This is a genomic window from Tangfeifania sp., assembly GCF_055108615.1.
Map to the genome: position 1 here is coordinate 35,419 of NZ_JBSQIC010000006.1, position 17,160 is coordinate 52,578.

At 43.5% G+C, this 17,160-nt stretch carries 16 protein-coding genes, 1 tRNA gene and 1 pseudogene; 8 read left to right on the forward strand and 10 right to left on the reverse strand.

The window, feature by feature from the left end:
• Positions 1-2: 2 nt before the first annotated feature.
• Together ACTCNA_RS02570 and ACTCNA_RS02575 are read right to left on the reverse strand one after the other, a co-directional pair.
• Positions 3-1,346 carry a 3-keto-disaccharide hydrolase gene (locus tag ACTCNA_RS02570; protein WP_462946333.1) on the reverse strand — a complete coding sequence of 448 codons (1,344 nt, stop codon included), beginning with the start codon at positions 1,344-1,346 and terminating at the stop codon, positions 3-5.
• Positions 1,347-1,449: 103 nt separating this feature from the next.
• Positions 1,450-3,558 (reverse strand): S9 family peptidase, encoded by a 2,109-nt coding sequence (locus ACTCNA_RS02575; protein ID WP_462946334.1) that lies wholly within the window; start codon positions 3,556-3,558, stop codon positions 1,450-1,452.
• An 80-nt stretch (positions 3,559-3,638) separates the two neighbouring features.
• Between ACTCNA_RS02575 and ACTCNA_RS02580 the strand changes: the two genes are divergently transcribed.
• From ACTCNA_RS02580 to ACTCNA_RS02590, 3 genes are all read left to right on the forward strand, one after another.
• On the forward strand, positions 3,639-4,982 hold the full coding sequence (locus tag ACTCNA_RS02580; protein ID WP_462946335.1) for a sodium:solute symporter family protein: 1,344 nt from the start codon (positions 3,639-3,641) through the stop codon (positions 4,980-4,982).
• 345 nt (positions 4,983-5,327) lie between these two features.
• On the forward strand, positions 5,328-5,978 hold the full coding sequence (locus ACTCNA_RS02585) for an alcohol dehydrogenase catalytic domain-containing protein (protein WP_462946375.1): 651 nt from the start codon (positions 5,328-5,330) through the stop codon (positions 5,976-5,978).
• A 179-nt stretch (positions 5,979-6,157) separates the two neighbouring features.
• On the forward strand, positions 6,158-6,928 hold the full coding sequence (locus ACTCNA_RS02590) for an amidohydrolase (RefSeq protein ID WP_462946336.1): 771 nt from the start codon (positions 6,158-6,160) through the stop codon (positions 6,926-6,928).
• 15 nt (positions 6,929-6,943) lie between these two features.
• Here the strand turns inward: ACTCNA_RS02590 and ACTCNA_RS02595 are convergent, their stop codons facing one another.
• From ACTCNA_RS02595 to ACTCNA_RS02630, 8 genes are all read right to left on the reverse strand, one after another.
• Positions 6,944-7,246: a HigA family addiction module antitoxin gene (locus tag ACTCNA_RS02595; RefSeq protein ID WP_462946337.1), complete on the reverse strand. Its 303-nt coding sequence runs from the start codon at positions 7,244-7,246 to the stop codon at positions 6,944-6,946.
• Between the two features lie 14 nt (positions 7,247-7,260).
• Positions 7,261-7,569, reverse strand: coding sequence for a type II toxin-antitoxin system RelE/ParE family toxin (locus ACTCNA_RS02600; RefSeq protein WP_462946338.1), 309 nt, complete (start codon positions 7,567-7,569; stop codon positions 7,261-7,263).
• A 53-nt stretch (positions 7,570-7,622) separates the two neighbouring features.
• A complete protein-coding gene (locus ACTCNA_RS02605) occupies positions 7,623-8,405 on the reverse strand; it encodes an MBL fold metallo-hydrolase (RefSeq protein WP_462946339.1) in 783 nt (260 codons plus the stop codon).
• Positions 8,402-9,622, reverse strand: coding sequence for an MFS transporter (locus ACTCNA_RS02610; protein WP_462946340.1), 1,221 nt, complete (start codon positions 9,620-9,622; stop codon positions 8,402-8,404). The genes ACTCNA_RS02605 and ACTCNA_RS02610 overlap by 4 nt, the downstream gene beginning before the upstream one ends.
• 9 nt (positions 9,623-9,631) lie before the next feature.
• Positions 9,632-10,531 (reverse strand): ATP-binding protein, encoded by a 900-nt coding sequence (locus tag ACTCNA_RS02615; protein WP_462946341.1) that lies wholly within the window; start codon positions 10,529-10,531, stop codon positions 9,632-9,634.
• Entirely contained in the window at positions 10,528-11,397 is an 870-nt protein-coding gene (locus tag ACTCNA_RS02620; protein WP_462946342.1) for a P-loop NTPase, read from the reverse strand. Before ACTCNA_RS02620 ends, ACTCNA_RS02615 begins: the two co-directional genes overlap by 4 nt.
• Before the next feature lie 68 nt (positions 11,398-11,465).
• Positions 11,466-11,807, reverse strand: coding sequence for a NifB/NifX family molybdenum-iron cluster-binding protein (locus tag ACTCNA_RS02625; protein WP_462946343.1), 342 nt, complete (start codon positions 11,805-11,807; stop codon positions 11,466-11,468).
• Positions 11,808-11,838: 31 nt separating this feature from the next.
• On the reverse strand, positions 11,839-12,177 hold the full coding sequence (locus ACTCNA_RS02630; protein ID WP_462946344.1) for a NifB/NifX family molybdenum-iron cluster-binding protein: 339 nt from the start codon (positions 12,175-12,177) through the stop codon (positions 11,839-11,841).
• 248 nt (positions 12,178-12,425) lie between these two features.
• Here ACTCNA_RS02630 and ACTCNA_RS02635 point away from each other — a divergent pair.
• The 5 genes and pseudogenes from ACTCNA_RS02635 to ACTCNA_RS02655 form a co-directional block, all read left to right on the forward strand.
• Positions 12,426-12,499, forward strand: a tRNA-Pro gene (locus ACTCNA_RS02635).
• Positions 12,500-12,675: 176 nt separating this feature from the next.
• The gene (locus ACTCNA_RS02640) at positions 12,676-13,533 is read left to right on the forward strand and encodes a hypothetical protein (protein ID WP_462946345.1); all 858 of its coding nucleotides are present in this window, start codon (positions 12,676-12,678) and stop codon (positions 13,531-13,533) included.
• 349 nt (positions 13,534-13,882) lie between these two features.
• A complete protein-coding gene (locus ACTCNA_RS02645; protein WP_462946346.1) occupies positions 13,883-15,418 on the forward strand; it encodes an SUMF1/EgtB/PvdO family nonheme iron enzyme in 1,536 nt (511 codons plus the stop codon).
• A gap of 41 nt (positions 15,419-15,459) precedes the next feature.
• On the forward strand, positions 15,460-16,818 hold the full coding sequence (locus ACTCNA_RS02650) for a Gfo/Idh/MocA family protein (protein WP_462946347.1): 1,359 nt from the start codon (positions 15,460-15,462) through the stop codon (positions 16,816-16,818).
• A 196-nt stretch (positions 16,819-17,014) separates the two neighbouring features.
• Positions 17,015-17,068 (forward strand): annotated as a pseudogene (locus tag ACTCNA_RS02655) (VOC family protein); the annotation flags it as partial.
• Positions 17,069-17,160: the final 92 nt, after the last annotated feature.

Genomic DNA, 17,160 nt, shown 5'->3' on the forward strand with positions numbered 1-17,160 from the left:
GTTTATAACTCCCTTATTTTAAGACTTCTAAAATGAACTGTGTCGTTATGATCCTGGATAAGAATTGGAGTTTCTTCGGCCATTCCAAAACCTTCTTTACCGGCAAATTTACTGGCTTCAACCAGTTCATTAAATTTTTCGCTTCCACGTGTAAATTCAACCACTTTCCGACCGTTGAGCCAGTGTTCTGCCCTGTTATCGGGATAAAGAACAATGCGACCGCGGTTCCATTCGCCAGGTCCTTTTACAAAACGGCCTTGTTTTTCGGCAGGGATTAAATCGTACAATGAAGCCAGTGTGCGGTTTCCATCGATTCCGTTTTTGGCATCGGGATGATTTTCATCGTCCAGAATTTGGTACTCCAGGCCAATTGTCGGTCCGTTGTTGCCCAATCCGTATTTTATTCCGCTGTTGGCACCTTCAGTAAAGTTAAAATCAAATTTCAGCTCAAACGGGCCAAACTTTTCACGTGTTTCAATATCGCCACCTTTTTTGTCCGGATCGCCACCGCTCCCAACAACTGTCAGCACTCCATCTTCAACCTTCCAACCTTTCGAAGGAAAATCATCGCCGTTTACACTTTTAAAATTATCGGTTGAATTACCATCAAACAGCAATTTGAAACCTTTTTCTTTTTCAGCATCGGCCAATGTATTCGGAACCAGATTTACCACGTAGATGCCTTCACTTGGAGAAGGCTCCAGGTTTTCAGTTTTAATTCGAATATTTTTCCATTTTATCTGATGACCTACTTTTTCCTCGTTGTCTCCAATTCCATGAACCTGCAAAGCAATAAAACCCTCTTTTGTCATATCATCAATCAGGTGAGCAGCCGGCACACCATTGAGCCAGGTTTTAATATTATTTCCAATGCACTCGATTCGGTAGTGGTTCCACTCTCCCGTTTTCAAAGCCGGCTGAGCTTCAGGATTCAAACTAAGCGGATACAACCAACCACGGCGGGCTTCGTCGTAAATACCGGCGCTCCACGCACGGTCTGATGGATCTACTTCACACTGGTAACCGTGAACACGTCCATTCATGTAATCAGGTTTGCTTTCGCTCCTGAACTGGATGCCGGAATTCATGTTTTCTTCCACCAGCAAATCCACTTCAAAAATAAAATCGGAATAGTTTTTTTCTGTAGCAAGAAAAGAATTTGGCGTATTTAAAACGGTAGTTCCCACAATCATTCCGTCCACCACTTCGTATTTTGCCTCGCCATTTAGCTGTTTCCAGCCCGATAAATCTTTTCCGTTAAAAAGTTCAGTCCAACCATCGTCGTTTTTTGTGGCACATGCACCGAAAACAAATAGTGCCGCGATAAAAAAAATAAATTTGTTCATTTTATTACAATTTAGTTACAGGATTGAAAATGCCGTGTACGAACACGGTGATTACAAAAATAATTATTTTTTGACGTGAATAACGATGTTGCACAACAGAATTTTATTTTAATTTCAACTGATCAAAAATAAACGCATATTCAAGTGCGGTATCTCTTATCCACTGGAACCTTCCTGAAGCCCCGCCATGCCCGTAATCCATGTTGATGTGGAAAATTAAGAGATTGTCGTCGGTTTTCAATTCGCGAAGTTTGGCCACCCATTTTGCCGGCTCCCAATACTGCACCTGTGAATCGTGCAAACCGGTGGTAACCAGCAGCGCCGGATAATCTTTGGCTTCCACATTATCATACGGAGAATAGGAAAGCATGTAGTAGTAGAATTTTTCAATATTCGGATTTCCCCATTCGTCGTATTCGCTGGTAGTGAGCGGAATGGTTTCGTCGAGCATGGTCGTCACCACATCCACAAACGGCACGTTGGCTATGATACCTTTATAAAGGTCGGGACGCATGTTCATGCAGGCACCCATTAGCAAACCGCCGGCACTTCCGCCTTTGGCAAACAGTTTCTCTTCGCTGGTGTAATCTTCACTGATCAGGTACTGGGCGCAGTCGTTGAAATCGGTGAAGGTGTTCATTTTGTTCAGCAGTTTCCCGTCTTCGTACCATTTGCGCCCGTTGATTTGTCCGCCGCGGATGTGCGCAATGGCATACACAAAACCACGGTCGAGCAGGGGCAAGATGGAAAGCCGGAAAGTAGGATCGATGGTGTAACCGTAGGAACCGTAACCATAAATCAGCGCCGGATTTTCTCCATTTTTTTCCAGGCCTTTTTTGTAAACCAGCGACATGGGAATTTTTTCCCCATCGCGGGCAGGCGCGTAAATCCGTTTGGTGACGTAATCATTTTTGTCGAAACCGCCCAGAATTTCTTCCTCTTTCAGCAACTTGCGTTCGCGGGTTTTCATGTTGAAATCGAAAATGGAGTTGGGCGTAGTGAGCGAGGTGTAACTGAAACGCAATTCATTTGTATTGAACTCGAGGTTCACATTGGGGCGCACGGTGTACACTTCCTCATCGAATTCAATGTAATATTCATCGCCGTTTTCCCACGGCATTACCCGCAGTTCGGTAAGTCCCTCTTTCCGTTCGGAAACCACGAGGTAATCGCGGAAAATTTCGAAATCGGAGAAATACACATCTTCGCGATGCGGAATCACTTCTTCCCAGTTCTCTTTTTCGGTGGCTGTTACCGGCGTTTTCATCAACCGGAAATTAAGTGCATCGAGGTTGGTGCGAATGTAAAAGTAATCGCCAAAATGATCCACCGAATATTCCAGCTCGCGGGTGCGTGGCTGTATAATTTTGAATTCGCCTTCGGGATTATCCGCATCCAGGAAACGGTATTCCGAAGTTAATGTGCTCTCGCTGCCGATAATCAAATATTTTTGCGACTTGGTTTTGTAAATGAAGGTAGAAAACGTCTCATCGTCTTCGTAAAAAACTTCCTCGTCGTCTTCCACGGGAGTCCCCAACACGTGTTTCATGATTCGTTCCGATCGCAACGTCACATCGTCTTTCAATACATAATAAACGGTTTTGTTGTCGTTGGCCCACACCGCTCCGCCGGTGGTCATCGGAATGGCATCTTCCAGAATTTCACCCGTTTCCAGGTTTTTAAAATGAACGGTGTATTTGCGGCGGCTGACTGTATCCACGCCAAACGCCAGCAATTTGTTGTTTGGGCTGACAGAAGAACCGCCCAACTGATAATATTCGTGACCTTCGGCCATTTTGTTCACATCCAGCATCACCTGCTCCTCGGCATCGAGCGAACCTTTTTTACGGCACACCAAATAGTATTCTGTTTCAGGAACCGTGCGGGTGTAATAAAAAAAACCGTTCTTTTTGTAGGGAACTGATTCATCTTCCTGCTTAATTTTCGATTTAATTTCGTCGAACAGCTCATCCTGCAATGTTTCGGTGTGTTTCATCACCGCCTTTTTGTAAGCATTTTCTGCTTCGAGGTGCGAAATCACTTCGGGATTCTCGCGCTGGTTCATCCAGTAATAATTGTCAACCCGGGTATGACCGTGCGTGGTTAGTTCTTTTGGAATTTTTTTCGCAACTGGTGGCACAACTTCGTTTTTTGAATTACAAGAGGCCAAAATTAACAATATCGCAGCAAGCGGAAAAATGATTCGTTTCATGATTAGATTTTCAATTTGGTAGCTAAAATACAATATTGCTTTAGAAATTCCGATATTTGCCCATTCAAAATGATAACGATATGCAGCCGGTAACTATCATAATTATCTATTTCATACTCATTTTGCTGATTGGCGTTTATTCGGCTTTCAAAATAAAAAGCCCGTCGGATTATTACGTGGCAGGCAAAAATGCAGGCTGGCTCCCGGTTTCGGGAAGTCTGCTCGCCACTATTCTGGGAGGTTCTGCCATTTTGGGAACCATTGAACTGAGCCAGCAAACAGGCTGGCCGGCGTTGTGGTTTTTGTTTTGTGCCGCGCTCGGTTTGTTTGTGCTGACCCCGCTGGCAAAATACGTGCGCCGTTATGGGAAATACACGCTACCTGAATTACTGGGGCATTTTTTTGGGAAAAGGGCCGAAACAATTTCCGCAGTGATTATTCCGGTGGCATGGCTTGGAATTGTAGCTGCCCAGATTATTGCCGCGGCCAAAATCATTGCCGGTCTGGATGTGATCAGCTACAACCAGGCGGCCATTATTTCCGGGGCTGTTTTTATTTTGTACACACTGATTGGCGGTCAGATGAGTATCCTGAAAACCGATACACTGCAGTCCGTTTTAATTGTGTTCGGACTGTCGGCACTCACCTTTGTTTCGCTGCAAAAAAACGGTGCCGGCACTTTTGAAACCCTTCATTTCAGTTCGCTTTTTAATGCCTCGTTTTCGGTGCTCGATTTAATTATCCTAATGCTTACCTATTCGGTTACATTTGTGGTGGGACCCGATATTTATTCGCGTGTGTTTTGTGCCAAAAATGAAAAAACAGCCACACGAAGTATTTTGACAGTGGCATTCATTTTATTACCCATTTCCTTTTTGCTGACTTATTTGGGAATTTATTCGGGCGAATCAGGCGAGAAAGAGATCCTGGCATTTGCACACACATTGCTGCCCGGCTGGTTTTACGGCCTGTTTCTCGCCGCGCTGCTTTCGGCTGTTATGTCGTCGGCCGACACGACGCTGCTCACCTCATCGCTGATTTTGAGCGAACTAATTTCGGGCAACCCGGATAAAAGAAGTTCGCTGAAATTAACGCGGATATTGATTGTTGTTTTGGGAGGATTAAGCATTGTTGTGGCACTTTTTGTGACCTCCATTTTGCAATCACTGCTGCTGGCGCTCACGTTTTTCTCCGGGGCTTTTGTAGCGCCCATGCTGGCCGGCCTGCTGAAGCTAAAAGTGGTAAAACCACAATTAACAGCGGCAATCCTGGCGGGTGGTTTTGTAGCACTCACCGGGAAAATTATCAATGTCTGGGGAGACCCGTTGATTGGAAATATTGTGATTATTACAGCTTTTATTGTGAATGGAATTTTACTATTTATTCCATTACGGACAAAATATTCTAACTTGAACTATTCATAAATTTTGAAAATATGAATAAAGTTCAGGTTAATCCCGACTTAGATGAAGTTGTCCCGAGAATTCGGGATTACTGAATCTTAGTCGTCCCGAGGCTTCGGGAGGATTATTTGTGAATAATCCGGGCTAAATCAGATTAACCCGTAATTCAGAGAGTATTATTTGCCAGTAACTTTTTTTTGTACCTTTTATATTTCTATATCTCAAAATCCATGAGGATAATTTAGCATATTTTTAATAGCTAACGATTTAGATCATTAAAGTGAAAGCCGTTTATTACGAACAGTTTCAGGGGCCAGTGGAGAAGTTCGAGAAGTCCCCGACCCAAAAATATCGGAAGGCTGTGTAATTGTAAAGGTGGAAGCCACCGGTTTGTGCCGCAGCGACTGGCATGGCTGGATGGGCCACGATCCTGACATTGCGCTTCCACATGTTCCGGGGCACGAGCTGGCAGGTGTTGTGGTGGAAGTTGGTCAGGGCATCCAAAACTGGAAGTACGGCGACCGGGTTACCGTTCCGTTTGTGGGCGGCTGCGGGCATCGTCCGGAGTGCCTGCCGGGTAATCAGCAGGTGTGCGACAACCAGTTTCAGCCGGGATTCACAGCTTGGGGCTCGTTTGCCGAATATGTGGAAATTAAAAAAGTTACCGGCCGTGGTGCCCATGTTTCGCTCGATGCGCTGGGCAGCCAGGAAACCTGTTTCAACTCGGTGGCCTGCCTCCGCAAACGCGGAAAACATATTCAGGTGGGGCTTATGACCGGCGACCACAAACACCCGAAAGTGCCGATGGACCAGGTGGTGGCCAATGAACTGGAAATAATTGGCAGCCACGGCATGCAGGCATTTCGCTACGATGAAATATTTGCAATGATTCGCTCCGGCAAACTGAAACCGCAGCAACTGGTGGGCAAAAACATTTCGCTTGCCGAAGCTCCGCAGGCGTTGATGAATATGGATAAGTTTGAAAATTTGGGCTTGACAGTGATAAATGAATTTTAAATCTCAAAATTTCAATTTCCAAATAAGCACCAATTTTTAAACAAATGAAATTCAACATCTTTGGAGTTTTGCATTTGAGTTATTGGAATTTGATTGTAATTTGCTGATTGATTTTTGGAATTTAATTGTAATTTGATTATTGTTTTTTGGAGTTTATTTTTAACTGAAGCATTGTAATCATGGAAACACTAACTATCACACTCGTTCAGCCCGACATTATTTGGGAACAGCCACAGGCTAACCTCGAAAAGTATTCGGAAATACTTGCGGCGGTTGACAAAACCGATCTGGTTGTTTTGCCTGAAATGTTTTCCACCGGATTTTCCATGTATCCAGGAAAACTAAAAGAAAGTATGGATGGTCCTGCTGTGCAGTGGATGAAAAAACTGGCCCGCGAAAAAGATAGTGCTGTAACCGGCAGCCTGATAATTGAAGACAACGAAAAAGTTTTTAATCGTCTGGTGTGGGTTTTTCCCAATGGCAAAATCGAAATTTACGACAAGCGCCACCTGTTTACAATGGGCGAAGAAAACCGGCACTATTCGGCAGGTTCTGAAAAACTAATCGTGGAGTACAAAGGCTGGCGGTTTTGTCCGCTGGTTTGTTACGATTTGCGATTTCCGGTGTGGAGCCGCAATACCGAAAATTACGATGCGCTCATTTACGTGGCCAACTGGCCGGCACCACGCCACGAGGTTTGGAAAACGTTGCTGCAGGCCCGTGCCATTGAAAACCAGGCGTACTGCATTGGTGTAAACCGCGTTGGAACGGACGGGGCCGGACTGGATTACCTGGGAGATTCTGTATTAATCGATGCCAAAGGAAAAGCCCGTTTTCTGGGCGACAGCGAGCAGGTGACTTCTTTCGAGATTTCGCTGGATGAACTTCATAAATTCAGGGAAAAATTTCCGGTGCTGAATGACAGGGATGAATTTGGAATGAATAATTGATAAATGGTTTTTATGTTATTCAACTTGCTGTGGGGCATTATTTTTTATTGATAAAAATAGCTCCTCTTTATTATTTATTTCTTCTTCAAGGTCATAGTCATCCTGCAACCCCAACCAAAATTTAGCCGAATTACCAAAATAAGAGCTCAATCTCAGTGCTGTATCGGCAGTAATTCTGCGTTTCCCTTTTATGATTTGAGAAATACGAGTTTGTGGAATTTGTGTGTCTTTTGAAAGCCTGTAAGCTGATATTTCCATAGGGAGCAGAAACTCTTCAAGCAGAATTTCTCCCGGGTGAATATTTGTCAGTTTTTCCATTTCAATTCTCCATTTTAATGATAATCTGTTATATGAACACCATAAGCATTATTGTTCTGCCATCGAAAAACAATTCTCCATTGTTTGTTTATTCGGATACTGAAAAAGTCATTTTGATTCCCTTTTAATTTTTCCAGCCGGTTAGATGGTGGAATTCTTAAATCGTTTAAATTTTGCGCATTGTTTATCATACGCAACTTTCTTCTTCCTGTTTGCTGAATTTCAATTGGTAAGCCTTTTACTTTTTGACCAAACCATATTTTTTCAGTATCCTTTGATGCAAAAGAAACAATCATGCTTATTTGTTGCGTTACTAACGTCAAACATAACTATTTTGTTTTAACAAAACAAGAAGTTTGCAGAAATTCGCCGGTCCCTATAATTCCAGCACCATCCCGGTTTTGAGTTGCGGGTTTCCAAATGCTGCGTGAAATGCCGCCAGTGCAGGCAGCTCGGTACAATGCGACGGGTAAATTTCATCCACCTTTTCATTTTTGAAATATTCGATGGTTTTGCGTGTCTGCTCGTCGTTTTGTTTCAGGTGAAATCCGCCGAGAACTGCCCTTACATCCGAAATGCCGGTTACTTTTTTTGCATACGCTGTAATGTTGCAGATGCCGGAGTGCGAGCAGCCAGTAATTACAATCAACCGGTTTTTCACAACTGCTGCCAGTGCCGAGTCGTCGGGGATAAAATCATCGTGCTGAAAATCATCCACAAAAGAAGTGGATTGTGCTTCAAAATCATTATTTCGGGGGATTTCTCCCAAATACCACAGGTGATCAGTAATTTGAAGTGGGCCGCGTGATTCTGTTATGCTGAAATTTTTTTGCAGCGTTTTTTTGCCAATCGATAATCCTACGGGCAACAAATCGCGCTTTCGAAACCGGTGGGCGAAAGCACCGGGGTGGGTGATGAGTGTTTTGTTTTGCAGGTGTTTAAGCCCGTCGCCATGATCCCAGTGTCCATGGCTCAACACCACTTTTTCAACTTCATTTTCGATATCAATTCCCAGCTGCCGGGCATTTTTCAAAAATACATCGGAATGCCCGGTGTCGAACAGTATTTTTTGATCGTCAATCTCAATAAAATAGGAGATGCCGTGTTCAGCAAGAAGTTTTCCTCCTGCAGCGTTTTCTGTTAAAATTGTAATTTTCATCGTTTACAGTCGATTTTAAAAATGAAAAAAGCAGCGAGAGAAATAATAATTATAAACAGCACAAAAAAGGCCTGAAACCCGAGTAGTTCGATAATGGTTCCGGCAACAAGCGGGAAAAGTGCCGGCAGAATATTTCCGGCCCCGGCAAAGCCAGTGTAAAGTGCGCGGGTTTCGTTGCCCGAAATCTCGAGCAGCAGGCCATTCATGGTCATGGTGTAGAGCGCATAAACCAGGCCCCCCATCACAAAAATGTATTTCAGCCACGAAATATCAGTGATAAAAAGTGGCATCATTCCGAGTATCAGTGACAAGCCCACATTACTGTATAGCAGCAGGTTGTACTTTAGTTTTTTAGCGCCCATCAATACCAGCGCGCTGATAAAAACTATTCCGATGACTTTAAACAACAGAAAAGTTCCGGTGTCGGTACTTTTTGCAGCAAAAATCTCTTTGGCATAAAGCACCACAAAAGGCAAAAATGAAACAGCGATTCCTTGTGTATTAATGAAACCGAGAAACCAAATCAGTTTTTTATTGTTTTTTATTTCGCTTTTCAGCACGTGGATAAAACCTTTCAAACTCGAAATTTTCAGCGTGGAAGGAACGGTCTCTTTCAGGTTCCAGAATCCCAGAGATGCAATTAGAAGCAGCGTGGCTCCAATAAAAAACATGAAGGAATAATTCACCGGAAAGTCACGAATGACAAGCACTTTACGTGCCAGAAATGCCGCTCCCAGAACAATTACTCCTGAAATAATCTGCCGTGTGGAAAAGAATATTTTTCGTTTTTCAGGATTGATTGATTTTCCAAGAATATCGAAATAGCTGATGTTGGCAAAGGCCCCGGTAAACGAAAAAAGGGTGATGAAAAGAAACATCAACCCAAGCATGAATCCCGACGTGCTGCTTTGCAGGAAAAAAAGCATTGCGCCAAGTCCGGCCAGCGCAAACACACGGGTGTTAATGCCAAAAAGCAGGTAATTTTTTTTGTAGGTTTTGTTGCTCAGCCACGGGGCAAAAAACAGTTGGGTAAACTGCGCGCCACCAAGCATAATGGCCGTCATGATTCCAATATGGATTGCACCTCCACCGGCTTCAACCAGCATGGCCGGAATCACTGTGTCAACATCCATAAAATTTTTGGCCATGGCCAGAAATGCCGCATGCCACAAAAACGAGCGAAAGTTGTGGTTCGATATTTTTTTGGGTAGCCCCATTTGTTACTTTTATTGATTGCAACAAAGGTCATCATTTTTTTTGATTTCATTTATTTTTTGCCAAATCACTCCAAATTCCCGGCTCATATCGCTGTCCGGTGAAAATTCCACAATGGTTTGTTCTTTTACCATCGATTCAACCAGTTGCGGGTCGAATGGAATTTTGCCGAGCAACGGGATATTGTTTTCATCCAGGAAGACCCCGATTTCGGCTGTAATTTCAAGGTTGATGTCGAATTTATTGATTAAAGCAACCACAGGAATGTTGAAGGATTTTACCAGTTCGTATAATCTTTTTGCATCGTGCATGCCCGAGCGTGAAGGTTCAACCACGAGCAAAACCATATCGGTTCCGGTAACCGATGCAATGGCGGGGCAGCCAATTCCCGGCGGGCCATCACTGATAATAACTCCGGCTTTTTTGTCCGTTGCAATTTCTTTGGCTTTTTTGCGGATTTCTGTTACCAGCCTGCCCGAGTTTTCCTCACCGGCACCCATTCGGGCGTGTACCATGGGGCCAAATCGTGTGCCGGATACAAACCAGTGGTTGTTGTTATTTTGGACCGAAGTAATAGCATCAACCGGGCAAATACGCTCGCATAACCTGCATCCTTCGCACTGAAACGGGTTTACTTCGGGCATGCCGTTTGTGTTGGGGTGAATGGCATCAAAACGGCAGTGTTCTTCGCATAACCCGCAATTGGTACAGCTTTCAGGATTTATTTTTGCAATGGTCCCGCTGTCGAATTCATGCGTTTCTTTAATTTCCGGATGAAGGATGAGGTGCAGGTCGGCGGCATCCACGTCGTTGTCGCAAAACACCACATTTTTTGCCAGCGAGGCGAAAGCTGCTGCCACACTGGTTTTCCCGGCTCCGCCTTTTCCGCTGAGGATAGTAATTTCTCTCATTTTACCACCTCCTTCCTTTTTATTTTTTGAATGATTTCACGGAAAACCCGGGTTGTTTTATCGGGGATATTTTGGAGTAAATCGCCCGACGAGTAGCTCACGGCAAAATTCCTGTCGAACGGAATTTCACCCAATAGTTCAATGTTGTTTTCTTCGAGGAATGCATATACATCGCGATTTCCCAGTCCTGCTTTGTTTACAATAACCCCAAACGGTTTTTGGAGATCGGCCAGCAGTTCAACGGTGATTTTCAGGTCGTGCAGCCCGAAGGGAGTTGGCTCGGTAACCAGGATAATGTAATCGGCATCGGCAACGGTTTCCACCACAGGACAGCTTGTTCCGGGCGGTGCATCCAAAATGGTAAGGTAATCTTTATCATCAACACTGCTTTTCAATTTTTTAATCAGCATGGTTTGCATCGACGATCCCACATTCAGGCATCCTTCGGTTAATCCTTTTCCAAAACCAGTTTGGTAACCGGTGATTGTTCCCAGAGGTTTTTCAATTTCGGTAATTGCATCAAATTCGCAGGCTACGCTGCATGCTCCACACGAGTGGCAGAGGCTTGCATCTACTTCTGCAAAATTGAGTTTGAGAACTATTGTAATGGCGTTAAACTCGCACCATTCCTGGCATTTCTTGCAAAAGGTGCATTTTTCGGTATCAATTTCAGGAATGAGATGGTAAACTTCTTCCCGGCTTTGAATGGCCGGGTTGTTAAAAAAGAGGACATCGTTGGGTTCTTCCACGTCGCAATCAACCAGCCTGACATTGCTGTCCCATTCTTTCGAAATAAAATAGAAGAGGTTTACCGAAACGGTTGTTTTTCCGGTGCCTCCCTTTCCACTTGCAACTGCTATTTTCATTTTTTTATCTCTTGCATTGTTCCGGTTACAAATGGTTAGTTTGTTGAAGTTGTTTAGTGAACCGGTTTTTAGTGGTCGCAGTAATTGGCCGAGAATTGGATGGAGTTGTTCAGAAAACCTGAAATAAGTTCCCTGGCTTCCAGTTGGGGGGCACCTACAAAAACGTTAATTCCGTTTTGGTTGAATAGCTGAATAGCACGGTTGCCCATTCCGCCTGCCAGTACATCGGTTACACCCTTTTCGGCCAGCCACGCAGGTAACACTCCGGGTTCGTGAGGTGGTGGTTGAACAATTTCTTCCGAAGTAATTTCTTCTCCGTTCGTTTCGGCCAAAACAAAAAATTTGCAATGCCCGAAATGGGCATCAAGGACAGAGTTGTCGTTAACTGGTACGGCAATTTTTTTCTTCATGAATGTAAAATTTATTTGATATTTTGAATTTTTAATTTGAAGTTATTGTGCTTTTGTTTTTGAGTAGTTCAATAATTTCATTGATGGTTTTATTCCCTTCATCGAGGATAACCATTTGAATTTTAAACTTTTCGAGCAGTGCTTTTGCCTTGGGACCAAAATCTCCGGAGATAATTTGGCTTACGTTTAGTTCGGCCATTTTTTCGGCCGTTTTGGTGCCTGCTCCGCCGTTGGCTTCTTTATTTTCATTTTCTGTAAAAATGGCTTCACCGTTTTCGGTATCGTAAATACAAAACCATGCGGCACGCCCAAACCGTAAATCAAATTTCGATCTCAGGTCCTTTTTTTCTGATGTAATTGCGATTTTCATATGACTATTATTGTTAATTTTTAAGCGTTACTGAATCAAATTATTATGGCGCTAAAATAGAAATAATGTTTATAATAAGCAAATGATTAAAAGAACAAATGTTTATTTTGTGTGGTTGTTTTATTTGATTATGAAGATTGTTTTCCCAAAATTACTTTTTTGTTTTTTGAAAACTTTCAATTTGTATAAAAAAGGTTAAATTTGCAGCGCATTAAAAAACACCATTGCTGAAGCTGCGGCGTTTGCAGCGGGGTATAGCGCAGCCCGGTAGCGCGCTTCGTTCGGGACGAAGAGGTCGTCGGTTCAAATCCGGCTACCCCGACTTTTTAAAGGGTTAAATTGTTGATATACAGTTTAATCCTTTTTTTGTTGCCCGACAGGAGAGTGCTTTGAGTTAATCAACTCGTTTTATCGGATCCCGGTGTGCACAGGTTATTCCGGATATTGTTTTTGAGCTTCAGTAAAAATAAATCCTGAATTTTTTGTATTTTTCCTGTTATGAGGAACAGGCAAAGAAATTATCCGCTCCACGGATGGCTGGGGTTTTTACTGGCAGTCATATTCTGGTTTTTAAATTGGTATTTGGAGGGGTTACGAACACACCTTGCATTTTTCCCGCTGTGGCTGGGTTACATCCTCGCGGTTGACGGACTTGTTTTTATGCGAAAAGGAACTTCGCTGGTGAGCAGAAGTAAAACAGGGTTTCTTCTACTGTTTGTATTTTCAATACCGCTCTGGTGGTTGTTCGAACTTTTCAACACCGTGCTGCAAAACTGGCATTACACCGGCCGTGAATATTTTAGTGATGTTGCGTATGCGTTGTATGCATCGCTGAATTTCAGTACTGTGCTGCCAGCCGTATTTGTTACAGCGGAACTTGTGTCAACCTTCCGGCTTCTGGCTTTAAACAAACTCCGCTGGAAAACCGGTAAAAATCTGCCCCTGTTCTTTTTTATTTCCGGGTGGGTTATGCTGTTTTTGTTCGTGGCATGCCCGCGGATATTTTTTCCTTTTGTCTGGATATCGGTCTATTTTATTGTTGGACCGGTAAATTACTGGTTGGGGTTTAAAACCTTGCTTCACTATACGAAAAGCGGCAACTGGCGGCCGGTTTGGAATCTCTGGATTGGTGTGGTGATATGTGGTTTTTTCTGGGAATTGTGGAATTACTATTCATGGCCCCAATGGACCTACGAACTGCCTTATTTGAACCAGCCCAAAATTTTTGAAATGCCCCTTGCAGGATACTTGGGTTACCTGCCTTTTTCGCTGGAGTTATTTGCTCTGTATAATTTGCTGACCGGGCTGTTGCGAATGAGCGTTTTTAAGAATTATGTATGTGTTGGTGTCAAATAGTTCAATACCTGTTTGAAGTTTCATTTGTTTAATTGAAATTTTTGGTAGCATTAAAATTTGTTCTTGAAAACTTATGCTGTAAATCGTAATCATTATTTTTCTGGTTATTAAAGTTGGATTAAAAAAATATGTTTTACAGCACAAAAAAATTCACTTTATTCGTTGGGTAGAATTGTTAGATACAACGTCAAAAGGTTAATAAAAGTGGCAACTACATTGCCATGATGAGATTTGATTGGTTCTAAATAAGCTTTTAAAACAGCGATCATTCATCAATACTTCAGGAAATTATTATTTTTGGGATTTTTGATGAAATTATACAGCCTGTAATTTACAAAACCATTTAAGAATGCTGAAGAAACGGGGGAAATACTTAAGGAAGAAGCTGCTGCTTGTACTTTTTGCAGGATTTGTAATTGGATTGCTATTTACCATTTACACCAATAAGGCACTGGAATATACCTCCACCAACGAATCGTGCGAGGTGTGCCATGTTCACCCGCATGTTTTCGACTCATGGAAATTATCTACACACTACGATAACCCGTCGGGCTTTCAGGCACGATGCGTTGACTGCCACCTTCCTCCCAAAGGAGAAGGTTACCTGAAAGAAAAGATGATAGCTGGCGCAAGAGATATTTACGGGGTAGTTTTTAAAGACAGCGCTGATTTTAACTGGGAACAAAAATCGACACTTGAATATGCCCAGCACCATGTGTTTAAAGAATCGTGCACGCATTGCCATCAGAATTTATTCCCGCTCACTTTAACAAAAGAAGGACAGGATGCCCACCTTTACTATTCTCAAAAAGAAGACGAATTACGCTGCATCAACTGCCACCTGCATGTCGGCCACTACGATCCCAATGCGCTGCATGCCAAAAATGTAGAATTTGGAAGCACGGGCGGCGAAAACCTTGAAGTATTCACCGAACCGGCCCAGGTCATCCAACATGAAAATTTTACCGAAACAGTACCAAACACAACTATCGCTTTCAACATGAAAGCCATTCCGGGTGGTTCATTTAAAATTGGCAGCCCCGAAGAAGAACAAATGCGGGACCCCGACGAAGGGCCACAGAAAGAAGTGGAAATTAGTCCGTTTTTTATGGCCGAAGTAGAAGTTACATGGGATGAGTTCCTCGCATTTTACGAAGCCACTGCTGCAGAAGGCCGCTCAACCGATACCGAAGGCTCACGTACTGAAGATGACGGAGTGGATGCCATTTCAGGACCTACTCCTCCCTACGGCCAACCCGACCAAAACTGGGGATTGGGCAAACGGCCTGCCATAACTATGACTTACCATGCAGCCGAAACTTATTGCAAATGGTTATCAGCAGTTACGGGGAAAACATATCGACTGCCCACAGAAGCCGAATGGGAATACGCGGCAAGGGGAGGAACAGAAACACCTTTCTTCTTTGAAGGAGAACCCAAAGACTTTTCCCAAAAAGGTTTCTTCGGAAAACTCTTCGGAAAAGAAAGCGACATTATTAATAATTATGTAGTTTACGCTGGAAACAGCGCAGGAAAAACCGAAGAGCCCGATTTGGTTGAGCCCAATCCGTACGGACTCAAAAACATGCTCGGTAATGCAGCCGAATATTGTTCCGACTGGTATGCTGAAAATGCTTACGAAAATATTACTGATGGAGCGATAAATCCGAAAGGCCCATCTTCGGGTGAAGAGCGGGTTATCAGGGGTGGATCGTTCAGAAGCCCTGTAGGTGAAGTCAGGAGCGCTGCACGTGATTATACAAAAACCGAAGAATGGCTGAAAACCGACCCGCAAATGCCAAAAAGTATATGGTGGCTATCCGACTGTAATTATATAAGTTTTAGAGTTGTTTGCGAATTTGATGAGAAAACCGGAAAAAAATAACTATTTTTAAAATCCTAAAGTCAACTAAAAACATATCTGTTATGAGTGAAAATAATTTTTCGAGACGTAAATTTTTAGCCGGAGCAGCCGCAGTAGGTGCTGCCGGAGCTATGGGAGTTGGAACTTTGTCTTCTTGTTCATCAGGAGGAGGTTCTTCATCAGGTGGTGGTAACTACGATTGGCAGCCACACGAAATTGTTTATCCTCCGCTGAGGCAAACCGCCCCGGAAGGAAAGGAACTGAAAGCTGGTGTAATTGGTTGCGGTGGCCGTGGATCGGGTGCTGCCATGAATTTCCTCGATGCCGGGCCAAACCTCACAGTGGTAGCATTGGGCGATGTTTTTCAGGATCGTGTTGACGACCTTCAAAACAAACTGAAAGAACAAAAAGGTGTTGAAGTGCCGGATGAAAAATGTTTTGTAGGTTTCGATGCTTACGAAAAAGTAATCGATGCCGGTGTTGATGTTATCATCCTCGCCACTCCACCAAAATTCCGCCCTGAGCAGTTCGAAGCTGCCGTGAAAGCAAGGAAACACGTTTTCATGGAAAAACCTGTTGCTGTTGACCCGGTTGGTATTCGCCAGGTAATTTCTGCATCAAAAATGGCCGACTCGCAAGGGCTGAAAGTAGTTACCGGAACTCAACGCCGCCACCAGCACAAATACATTAATCTGCTGAAAGAACTTGAAAATAATGCTATTGGAAACATAGTATCGGCTGATGTTTACTGGAACGGCGGGCAACTTTGGTACCGTAACAACAATCCCGACTGGAGCGAAATGGAATGGATGATTCGCGATTGGGTAAACTGGTGTTGGTTATCGGGCGACCACATTGTTGAACAGCACGTTCACAACATCGATGTTGCACACTGGTACATGGGTAAATACCCGGTTAAAGCATTGGGCTTCGGTTCAAGGCAACGCAGGGTAACCGGCGACCAGTACGATAACTTTGCCGTTGATTTTGTACTCGACGACGGAAGAAAAATACTTAGCACCTGCCGCCAGATAAACGGTTGTTCAAATGGTGTTTACGAACTTTTCCACGGAACAAAAGCAATGGCCACATCGTCGCAGGGAGGTACAGCCCGCATCTTTGATGACCAGGGCAATGATATTGCCACTTTCGAAGATCATGAAACCAGCCCTTATGTGCAGGAACACATCGACCTTGTTACTGCCATCCGCGAAGACATTGCGATGAATTATGCCGAACAGACTGCCCTTTCAACTATGGCAGCAATAATGGGAAGGGTTTCAGCATATACCGGAAAAGAAGTAACCTTTGAAGAAATGATGAACTCCGACCTGAAACTCGGACCGGATACTTACATTATGGGCGACATTGGCTACATCGAAAAAGCAAAAGTACCTGTACCGGGATCAGAGGACAGATAATTGTATCAGATATTTTAATTTCGGGTAAGTTCAGGGTTACCTGAACTTAGGGTGTGTTATGAAATAAATTGACGGCTTAATATTTGTTTGCTATCTTTACAGAATGGAAGATGATAATAAATTACTTGAGAAGCTTGATGTGATGTTTTGCCAATTTTAAACGAGCAGCAAAAACGAATATACTTAAGTTAAATCCAGGGAGCAATGCAGCTGGTTGAAAGACAGATACGGCGTTTCGTGGCAAATCATTCCGGCCGTTTTGCAAAAACTCATAAACGACCCTGAAAAAGGGCAGGCTGTTGTTGAGGCGTTAATGCAAATGAAAAAGTTCGAGATTGATAA